General features: G+C 67.6%; 6 protein-coding genes. 2 read left to right on the forward strand and 4 right to left on the reverse strand.

Going from position 1 to position 7,773, the window contains the following annotated elements:
* Positions 1-191: 191 nt before the first annotated feature.
* Together ACFODV_RS15265 and ACFODV_RS15270 are read right to left on the reverse strand one after the other, a co-directional pair.
* On the reverse strand, positions 192-950 hold the full coding sequence (locus ACFODV_RS15265; protein WP_379760951.1) for a class I SAM-dependent methyltransferase: 759 nt from the start codon (positions 948-950) through the stop codon (positions 192-194).
* Between the two features lie 36 nt (positions 951-986).
* Positions 987-1,208 (reverse strand): dienelactone hydrolase family protein, encoded by a 222-nt coding sequence (locus ACFODV_RS15270; RefSeq protein ID WP_379760953.1) that lies wholly within the window; start codon positions 1,206-1,208, stop codon positions 987-989.
* A 41-nt stretch (positions 1,209-1,249) separates the two neighbouring features.
* On the opposite strand from ACFODV_RS15270, the gene ACFODV_RS15275 reads away from it, so the two are divergent.
* Positions 1,250-2,080, forward strand: a complete 831-nt coding sequence (locus ACFODV_RS15275; RefSeq protein ID WP_379760955.1) for a DODA-type extradiol aromatic ring-opening family dioxygenase — start codon at positions 1,250-1,252, stop codon at positions 2,078-2,080.
* Between the two features lie 179 nt (positions 2,081-2,259).
* Here ACFODV_RS15275 and ACFODV_RS15280 read toward each other — a convergent pair whose 3' ends face one another.
* Positions 2,260-5,562 (reverse strand): AAA family ATPase, encoded by a 3,303-nt coding sequence (locus tag ACFODV_RS15280; RefSeq protein ID WP_379760957.1) that lies wholly within the window; start codon positions 5,560-5,562, stop codon positions 2,260-2,262.
* Complete coding sequence (locus tag ACFODV_RS15285; RefSeq protein WP_379760959.1) at positions 5,559-6,845, reverse strand: exonuclease SbcCD subunit D; 1,287 nt, start codon at positions 6,843-6,845, stop codon at positions 5,559-5,561. Before ACFODV_RS15285 ends, ACFODV_RS15280 begins: the two co-directional genes overlap by 4 nt.
* 93 nt (positions 6,846-6,938) lie before the next feature.
* On the opposite strand from ACFODV_RS15285, the gene nfi reads away from it, so the two are divergent.
* Positions 6,939-7,679 carry a deoxyribonuclease V gene (nfi, locus tag ACFODV_RS15290; protein ID WP_379760961.1) on the forward strand — a complete coding sequence of 247 codons (741 nt, stop codon included), beginning with the start codon at positions 6,939-6,941 and terminating at the stop codon, positions 7,677-7,679.
* The last annotated feature ends 94 nt before the right edge of the window (positions 7,680-7,773 follow it).

Raw genomic sequence — 7,773 nt, forward strand, 5'->3', positions numbered from 1 at the left:
ACAGATGGCCCAGCCAGAAGGCCTGTGTCGAGGTCAGTTCAGTCATGGTGTCCTCCTTGGATTCGGATGACACCAGTCTGACGGGGGTTATTCATCTGCAGAAGATGTGGTTTATGGACCGCTTACGCTATATCAACTCTAGCTGAACGGCTGCTTCTGGCCTCAGGCGGCTCTCTATTGCCCTGGCTTCGTCATCCTTCGGGGGCCTTCCTGGCGACATAAAACCCATAGCCGAAATGCTCCCCATACCGCTCGTACAGTTCGATCTCCTGCTGCTGCTCCTCGACGATAGCTCTGGCGGCGGGGCTGTTGCCATGGGACTTGAGGAAGGCCGGGAAGCGCTGCTGGAGCGGGCGGTAGTAGCCGTCGAGCCAGCAGCGGCGGGGGAGCACGAAGTAGCTTAGCGGGGTATAGCCGTGCTGTTCCAGCACGGCCAGCTTGGCCGAGGCGGTGTCGACTTCGGGGTACTGGGCGCGCCAATAGGCCTCGAGTTCAGCCGGGCGGCGCTCGGTGAGCCAGGTCAGCTCGGAGACCGCCAGGATGCCGCCCGGCTTCAGAAAACGGCGCCACTCTCGCACGCCGCGGGAAAAACCGATGTTATAGATCGCCCCTTCGGACCAGATGGCATCCAGCGATGCCGCCGGGAAGTCGAGCGCTTCCATGGTGGCGTGTCGAGGAGTGATGCGCTCGGCAACGCCGGCCTTGATGGCGCGGACCTTCAGGGTGTTGAGAAACGGCGCGAGGAAATCCACTGCCACGATCCTCGCATCGAGTGCCTCGGCCAGCACCAGGGTGGCGGCACCGGTGCCGCAACCCAGGTCGGCGATGCTTAGGTCTTGGCGGTCGCGCAACCCAGAGAGCTCCAGGGCGAGCCGGGTTTCATCCTGACCGCCGGGCCCCTGGCGCTCGGTATCGCGGTGCAGGTCGGCCAATAGCTCGAGCTCATTCATGGCGGATCGCTCCTGAGCTGACGGCGGGAAGGGGCGTTACAGTGTCTCTTCCAGAAGCATGGCGAGCCGTTTGTGGTGCAGGGCATCGGCGGTGGCATCATAGGAAGGGGCATCCTTGGCCGAGAAGCCGTGGGCAGCCCCTTGGTAGAGCTCGGTGATGAAGTACACGCTGGCGGCGGCCAGTGCCTCGTCCAGGCGGGTGATCTGCGCCTCGGGGGTCAGGTGGCCACCAACGCATCTTACAATAAGAATAGTCATTCCCACTCCCCGCGATTGGCCAGAGGCCAAGGAGACAGACCATGCAGCACGCGTCCCCCCACTCACCCGATTCACCCGCCCAACCGGTCCTGTTTATCCCCCACGGTGCCGGTCCCTGCTTTTTCATGGAGTGGAATCCGCCCGGTATCTGGGAAGGGATGGCCGACTTCTTGAAGGGCGTGGCGGCTATCTTGCCGAGCCAACCGCGGGCGATCCTGATGGTGTCGGGTCACTGGCTCGCCGAGGACTTCCGCATCACCGCCGGTGAGCGACCCGAACTGATCTACGACTACCGCGGTTTTCCCGACCACACCTATCGGCTCAGCTATCCGGCCCCCGGCTCGCCCTCGTTGGCCGAGCGCATCGAGACGCTGCTCTCCGAGGCCGGCCTGGTGAGCGAGCGGGACCCGGCGCGGGGCTTCGACCACGGCATGTTCATCCCGCTGAAGCTGATGTTCCCCGAGGCGCAGATTCCCGTGGTTCAGCTGTCGCTGCGCCAGGACCTCGACCCCGCCGCTCACCTGGCCGCCGGCGAGGCGCTGACGGCGCTGCGCCACGAGGGCGTGCTGATCATCGGCAGCGGCATGAGCTTTCACAACATGCGCGGCTATGGCGATCCGGCCTTCACCGCCCCTTCGGAAGCCTTCGATGCCTGGCTGACTGAGGCGATGGAAGCGCCGCCGGAGCAGCGTCGGGCGGCGCTGCGCGACTGGGCCCGGGCGCCCCATGCCCACCAGTGCCATCCCCCCGGCCAGGAGGAGCACCTGATTCCGCTGATGGTGGCCGCCGGCGCGGCGGGTCAGGACCGCGGGCGCAAGGTCTATTCGGAGCGGGTGCTGGAGACCCAGCTGTCGGCCTTTTGCTTCGGCTGAGGGCGGCACCCAAGGTGGCCTGCCGGAGAGCTATAGCTGGCTAGGGTGGGCTAAGGTGAAACCTGTGAAGCCATGTCCAGTCTCGAGGAGACTCCATGGGTTACCTGATCAAGGATGCCAGGGCGTCGTCATCGCTGAACTTTCCGGTGCTGCATCACTATGGCGTCAAACTGTGACCCTCAACCGCTGATGATGCGCGCGCGGCTGGTGCCGTTGCCCAGCGGCTCCATCTGGATCTGCACCGGGATGCGCTCATGCATCTCCTGAACGTGGGAGATTACCCCCACGCGGCGGCCAAGTGCCTGCAGGCCGTCCAGGGCCTCCATGGCGAGTGCCAGGGACTGCGGATCGAGGCTGCCGAAGCCTTCGTCGATGAACAGCGATTCGATGGTGAGCTCCCCCGAGGCCATGGAGGCCAGCCCCAGGGCGAGGGCCAGGGAGACGAGAAAGGTCTCACCGCCGGAGAGGGAGTGAACCGAGCGTCGCTCGTCGCCCATGTCGTGATCCACCACCAGCAGGCCCAGCGGTGAGCCGCCCCGTGCCAGGCGGTAGCGGCGGCTGAGGCCTGCCAGGTGGACGTTGGCGTGCTCCAGCAGCAGTTCCAAATTGTAGGCCTGAGCGATGCGCCGGAACACCTTGCCGTCGGCTGAGCCAATCAGCTCGCTGATCTGGCCCCAGCGGCGATGTTCCGTGCGGGCCGCTTCCAGCTCGGCCTGGCCGGCTTGCTGACGCATGCGCTTACGGTCGTCGTCACTCAGGGCGAAGGCGGCGGTATCGCGGGCTTGCTGGGCCTCCTCCAGCCGCGGGGTCAGCTCGGATTGAGTCTCGGCCAGGGCGGCCAGGCGTCGCTGCAATACCTCGGCCACGGTGTCGCTAAGTAGCGCCTGGTCTCTGTCGTCCTCGGCCAACCCTTGGCCGCGGCGGTGGCGCAGCAGGGCGGTGCGCCGCTCGGCCAGGGTGGCCGCGGCGTGCTGGCGGGCCTGGTCGGCCGCCTCGAGCCGCTTCTCTTCCTCGCGGGCCTCGTCGTCGCCCTGGGCCAGCAGCCGCGTGAGGGTGGCATCGTCCAGCTCGGGGTGATGCTCACGCCATTCGGTTAGTTCCCGCTCCCGGTTGTGTTGCTCCTCGCGCAGCCTGGTGAGGTGCTCGATTGCGTGCGCCACCTGCTGAGCCAGATGCTGATACGTCTGCTGGGCGTTATGCAGCCGTTCCATGGCGCCCTCGCGTTGCTCGCGAGCGCTTTCCTGGCGGACGTCGAGGTGCTGCTGCCAGGCATCGGGGGAGGCATGCTCACCGAGCCGGGCGGAGAGCCTCTCGGCAAGCGCCTCGCGCTGATGGCTCAGGGGCGATTGTTGCTCGTCCAGTTCGGCCAGTTGCTTATCAACACTCGCCTTCTCGGCCTCCACGCGAGCCAGGGTCAGGCGTCCCTCCTGCAGCGCTTTTTCCAGCGGGGCCAGCTCGTCCTCGGCGCGCTTCAGCGCATCCAGGGTCTGGCGCTGCTGCACGCGTTGGGCATCACTCTGCTCGCGCTGAGCCTGCAGCCAACCGTCTCGCGCGGCCGTGTCGATGACGGTGAGCTCGCCGTGCCGGGGGTGTGCCTCCAGCGCCTGTCGGGTCGCTTCAAACCGCGGCTCGACAGCTCCCAAGTCCTGCCTATGTTGCTTGAGGGTCGCCTCTACGGCGCGGTATTCGCCCACTAGCTCATCGCGCCGACGCTGGGCCATGTCGCGAGCCTCTCGTGACTCTTTAAGCTGTTGTGCTTCTTCCCTTTCCTGGGCGGCCAGCTGGGCAGCCTCGGGGGTGGTCGGAGGATGCTTTCGCCAGGGGTGGTCGAGCCCGCCACACACTGGGCAGGGCTCGCTCTCCCGCAGGTTGTCGCGCAACCGCACCACGCTCTCGCTGCGGACGGCACGACTTCGTTCGATCAGCGCCGATACGCTGTCCAGGTGCGCCTGGGCTCGGTCCAGCTGTTCGCGGGCGCCTTGCCCCTCGACCAGCAGTTTTTCCCGCCGTGACCGGTCCTTGTCGATTTGGCCGGCGAGCTGTTGCAGGGCCTGCTCCGTGCGGTTGAACTCCTGCCAGCGGCTGAGCAGTTCGCCCAGGGCGAGGTGGCGCTGTGCGGCCTGGTCGTGAGCCTGCTGGGCGGCCTGGCGGGCATCGTCGATATGAGAATGGTCACCCATTAGCGTCCGCAGAGTTGCTAGCCAGTTGTTGCGCTGCGTCTGTCGTGCTTGCTGATTTTCCTCGGCATCGCGCTGCTCGCGGGCCAGCGCATCGGTCTGGGCCTGCTGCCGGCGGCGGGCGGTCTCGAGATCGGCAAGCTGTCTCTCCAGAGTGGCCAGCCGCTGGGCCAGTTCGCGGGCGTCGCGCAGGGCGGGTTCGGCTTGGCGGCGCGCCTCGCTGGCGTCGTTGAGCGCCTGCTCGGCTCGTTGCCTGTCGACGGCGGCGGCCTGCTGCTTAACGTCGACCGCCTCCTGGTCCTTTACTGTCTCGGCATGGGTTGTTGTCAGGCGTGAGATTTCACCGGGAAGCTCGGCCAGTCGAGTGAGGGCGTGGCGCTGTGGGGCGATCAGCCGGCGCCAGTCACGATCGGCGCGCAGCCCGGCAAGGGCTTGCCAATCGGCCTCGGCGGCCCGCTGGTTTGTTACCCCTTCAGCATGGGCATCACGAAGGCGGGCATCGTCTTCGTGCCAGCGCTGCTGGGCCTTGCGCGCCTCTTCCTGGGTCTGCAACTGCGCGAGGGCTTGCCGGGTGGCCGCGGCGGCCCGTTCCAGTTCGGCACGGGCCTCGGGCTTGGCGGGCAGATCGTCGGCGAGCTTCGTTTCCAGGGCGTCCACCGCCTTTTTCGCCTCGTTGGCACGGCGGTAGGCAGCCACAGAAATCTGCGAGTATTCACTGGTGCCGGTGAGGCGTTCCAGCAGGTCGCTTCTGGCGTTGTCGTCGGCCTGGAGGAAGGCGGCGAACTCGCTCTGGGCGAGCAGCACGGCGCGGGTGAATTGGTCGAAGGTGAGTCCCAGGCGCTCCGGCAGCAGACGCTCGAACTCGCGTTTCTGGGCGGTGAGCAGACGGTCGTCGTCGAGGTCGGTGAGCGTTTGCTCCACCGCCTGAAGGCGGCCGGTGGCCTTCTCCCGGGCGCGGCGCACCGCCCAGCGAGCGCGGTAGCGGCGACCGTCGCGACCCAGAAAGTCTACCTCGGCGAAGCCGCTGGCGGTGCCGCGACGCAGCAGGGTCCGCGGGTCGCTGGTGGTCAGGGTGGAGTCAGGGGTGTCGTCGATCTGGCTGTCGCGGGTAGGTGCCTGGCGCAGCCGCGGGGTGCTTCCATAGAGCGCCAGGCACAGGGCATCGAGCAGGGTGCTCTTGCCTGCACCGGTGGGGCCGGTAATGGCGAATAGCCCCGCGTCGCTTAGCGGCGGTGCGGTGAAGTCGAGTTCCAGCGGGCCGGGCAGGGAGGCGAGGTTCTCCAGGCGCAGGGCGAGAATCTTCATGGGCGGGCCTCCCTGGCGCTCGGGTCAGTATCGTCGGCGTCGAGCACCTCCTGGCGCAGCGTGTCGAAGTCGGCCAGCACCTCCTCGGCCGGTGGCTCCCCCCAGCGCGATTCCCAGGTGCGCTCGAAGAGCCGGCGCGGGCCCAGGGACTCAAGATCGATCCGGGCCGCTGTGGTGTCCCCCTCCACCGTCGGCAGGCGCCGCTCGAGGCGTAGCAGGCGCAGGGCCTTGTCCTTGAGCGCGGCCTCCACCCGGGCGCGCAGGTCGGGGATCGGCCCCTCGAGCTCTACACGCACCTCCAGCCAGGGCCAGAGCTCTCTCGCGAGTCCCGGGTCGTTGTCCAGCGCCCCGAGCTCGGCGAGTACCCGGTCCAGCGGCCCGGGGCCGATACGGTGCATGGCCACCGGGCGCGGCACGGGAATCGCCTGGGTATCGGCGAGCGATTCGCCGTCGAGGGTCACTTCCACCACCTGATGGGGATAGGCAACCTCGCTGAAATCCAGGGGCAAGGGGCTACCGCTGTAGCGGATGCGCGGCTCGCCCACCTGCTGGGCGCGGTGCAGGTGGCCGAGTGCCACGTAGGCGATCTCTGGCGGGAAGAGGGCGGCAGAGATCGACTCCTCGCCGCCGATCACGATGGGTCGCTCGCTGGCCTCGGAGACGGCCGCCCCGTGCAGGTGGGCGTGGCTCATGGCCACCAGCGCCTGGCCGGGCTCGCGCCGCTCTCGGGCCGCTTCGATAAGCTGACCATGCACTCGGCTGATACCGGCCACGTAGTCGTTCGGAGTATCGCTTGGCGCGCGCTCATCATCATGCTTCGCCAGCGCTGAGCCAGTGACCTCGGCAGGGCGCAGGAAGGGCAGCGCCAGGCACCAGGCGCGGGTCTCGCCCGTCTCGTCGGTGAGCGGCACCAGCAGGCGCTGGGCGTTCAGCCGGCCGTCGTCGAGCCAGCTCACCCGGCCCAGGGCGTGAGTGCGCAGCCGGCGCATCAGCGGGGCGGGCAGTTCGATGCGGTTGCCGCTGTCGTGGTTGCCGGCGATCAGCACGATATCGAGGCGTGGCAGCCGCTCGTGGGCGGAGACGATGAAGTCATAAAGCAGTTCCTGGGCGCGCAGCGAGGGATTGACCACATCGAAGATATCGCCGGCCACCAGCAGGGCGTCGGCCCGGTGTTCCAGGAGCGTATCGAGCAGCCAGGTGAGAAAGGCGCGGTGCTCGGCATGGCGCTCCTGGCCGTGAAAGCTCTGGCCCAGGTGCCAGTCGGCGGTATGGATCAGCTTCATGTGGTCTCCTTGTCCCTCTGATCAGGCCCTTCACAGCCTGCGTCCCGAGGGCGATAGTCTACGCCACTGGAAAGCGGCTGTTCAGGAGCGCCCATGCCACTCACTCCCCTTCATGACTGGAACCTCACGCCTCGAGAGGCCATCGCTCTGCAGCGGCGCTTGGCAGGACGGGTGGAACGCGCGGACCGTCTCGCTCCGGTTCGCCATATTGCCGGGGTGGATATCGGCTTCGAGCAGCGGGGCGAGATCACCCGAGCGGCGGTGGTGGTGCTGGCCTGGCCGCCGGGGAAGCTGGGGGAGTTCGAGCCGGAAGCCCTTGAAGGAACCCTTGAAACAGTCGAGCAGGTGGTGCACCGCGAGCCCTCGCGAATGCCCTATATCCCGGGTCTGCTCTCGTTTCGGGAGGTGCCGGCCACGCTGGCCGCCTTCGACAAGCTGACCGTGTGGCCCGAGCTGGTGATGGTGGACGGTCAGGGCATTGCTCATCCGCGAAGGCTCGGGGTGGCCTCGCATCTCGGGCTGTGGCTCGACCTGCCGACCATCGGCGTGGCCAAGTCGCGGCTGTGCGGCCGTCACGGCGAGCCGGGGCCGGCGAGGGGCGACTGGGAGCCCCTCATCGACGGCCCGGATGACGAGGTGATCGGCGCGGTGCTGCGTTCACGGGTCGGCGTGAAGCCGCTCTTCGTCTCGCCGGGGCATCGGGTGTCCCTCCCTTCGGCGCTCGATTGGGTCGCGGCCTGCCTGCGCCGCACCAAGCTGCCGGAGCCGACGCGGCTCGCCGACCGGCTCGCCTCGGGGTCAGACCCTGAGGCCTCCCCACGAATTATACAGTGACCCCCAGTTCGGCTTCTTGTCGCATGAGCCGGAGGAGTCTGTCCATTCGGCCCGCGGGATAGCGGGCCAGGATGGCTTCACAGCCAAGACGCCA

This window comes from Halomonas tibetensis (genome assembly GCF_042643535.1).
Classification (GTDB): Bacteria; Pseudomonadota; Gammaproteobacteria; order Pseudomonadales; family Halomonadaceae; genus Halomonas; species Halomonas tibetensis.